Genomic DNA, 304 nt, shown 5'->3' with positions numbered 1-304 from the left:
TCAGCTGGGCCAGCCCTGTGTTGGGCAGCTTCAACGTCACCCTGCGCGCAGATAATGGCAAAGCCTATGCAGAACAACGCTACCTGCTCACAGTCAGCGACCATGCCCTGGCACTCAGTATCAGCATGGCCGTCGCCCCCGCATTGGTCAACATAGGCGACAAAGTCACCGTCACCGTCCTCACCAACGGCGGCACCGGCAACATCAGCACCAGCGTCACCGTCGATGGCCAGCCACAAACACTCGATGCCCAGGGCACAGCCACCATCACCGCCGCCACTACAGGCGCGCACCAGGTTGTCGC

Annotated in this window: 1 protein-coding gene; it reads left to right on the top strand. The window is 62.2% G+C overall.

The window, feature by feature from the left end:
• A partial coding sequence (locus tag ACO0LI_RS30715) for a hypothetical protein (RefSeq protein ID WP_423037730.1) occupies positions 1 to 304 on the top strand: 304 nt, incomplete at both ends.

This window comes from Undibacterium sp. Tian12W, assembly GCF_049339405.1.
Lineage (GTDB): Bacteria > Pseudomonadota > Gammaproteobacteria > Burkholderiales > Burkholderiaceae_D > Undibacterium.
Note: the sequence above shows the minus strand (reverse complement) of the source record. Positions and strands in the feature narration are given on the sequence as shown.